The sequence below is a fragment of the Candidatus Magnetominusculus xianensis genome (assembly GCA_001541255.1).
Taxonomy (GTDB): domain Bacteria; phylum Nitrospirota; class Thermodesulfovibrionia; order Thermodesulfovibrionales; family Magnetobacteriaceae; genus Magnetominusculus; species Magnetominusculus xianensis.
Map to the genome: position 1 here is coordinate 1 of LNQR01000094.1, position 1,627 is coordinate 1,627.

At 50.5% G+C, this 1,627-nt stretch carries 2 rRNA genes; both read right to left on the reverse strand.

The features are described 5' to 3' along the window. Positions 1-427 precede the first annotated feature (427 nt). Positions 428-544: ribosomal RNA gene (gene rrf / locus ASN18_RS12910) — 5S ribosomal RNA — on the reverse strand. Between the two features lie 72 nt (positions 545-616). Continuing rightward, positions 617-1,627 (reverse strand): 23S ribosomal RNA (locus ASN18_RS12915); the annotation flags it as partial.

A 1,627-nucleotide genomic window follows, 5' to 3' on the forward strand; every position in this document is an offset into this window, starting at 1 on the left:
ACTTATTATGCACATACTCTCCTAAAAAATATAGGTGTAAGATTTCTTGCTATCTTACACCGAGGACAATACGAACTGATTTTTGTCACTCGAAATAAATCTCCTGGCTTTTTTCTTTCTTCAAATATTTGAACTTAGTGATGTGAAGTAACAACAACGCAGGAAGAACATAGGAAATAAGCGCAACTTATTTTTGGCAAACTCGCCCGACTTATCATAAGTATTGTATGCAGTTAGTGTTCCTCAGACCTGAGATTTGCCTCCAGCAACATCAAATTCCGCCTCACAACGGACACCCTTACCTTTGGCTAACGGTTGGCAATATCAACCCCCGTAGTGGGCTTCCACCACCAAGTATGCACCCGTGCCGGGCGCAACAAAAAAAAGAATGCCCGAACCGTTAAGATTCGGGCATTCAGTAATTTAAATCCGGCAGCAACCTACTTTCCCAGGACCTCGCGGTCCGAGTATCATCGGCCCTGGAGGGCTTAACTTCCGTGTTCGGGATGGGAACGGGTGTAGCCCCTCCGGTATAACCACCGGAAAACTTATGCATAATACCGCGCAACAAAAGTTGCGCATTGCCTAAATAAATTGGCAACGGAAAATTTTTTTAAGGGTCAAGTCTCACGGCCTATTAGTACTGGTCAGCTCAATGTGTTACCACACTTACACCTCCAGCCTATCAACGTGGTGGTCTTCCACGGGCCTTTAGGGGGATTACTCCCCGGGAGACATAATCTTGAAGCGGGTTTCCCACTTAGATGCTTTCAGCGGTTATCCCTACCGAACATAGCTACCCAGCATTGCCATTGGCATGACAACTGGAACACTAGAGGTTCGTCCATCCCGGTCCTCTCGTACTAAGGACAGACCTTCTCAAGTCTCCTGCGCCCACAGCAGATAGGGACCGAACTGTCTCACGACGTTCTGAACCCAACTCTCGTACCGCTTTAATCGGCGAACAGCCGAACCCTTGGGACCTACTTCAGCCCCAGGATGCGATGAGTCGACATCGAGGTGCCAAACCGCGTCGTCGATGTGAACTCTTGGACGCGATAAGCCTGTTATCCCCGGCGTACCTTTTATCCGTTGAGCGATGGCCCTTCCACTCAGAGCCACCGGATCACTAAGCCCTACTTTCGTACCTGCTTGAGATGTCTCTCTCGCAGTCAAGCTCCCTTCTGCCTTTACACTCTGCGGCTGATTTCCGTCCAGCCTGAGGGAACCTTTGGGCGCCTCCGTTACCTTTTGGGAGGCGACCGCCCCAGTCAAACTGCCTGCCAGACACTGTCCCTCTCCCGGATTACGGGAGTAGGTTAGAGTCCCAGTATAATAAGGGTGGTATTTCAAGGACGGCTCCATGTGGACTAGCGTCCACACTTCATAGCCTCCCACCTATCCTACACATATTACACCACAACTCAATGCCAAGCTGCAGTAAAGGTGCACAGGGTCTTTCCGTCTAGCTGCGGGTAACCGGCGTCTTCACCGGTAACTTAAGTTCGCCGAGTACCTCGCCGAGACAGCGCCCAAATCGTTACGCCATTCGTGCAGGTCGGAACTTACCCGACAAGGAATTTCGCTACCTTAGGACCGTTATAGTTACGGCCGCCGTTTACCGGGG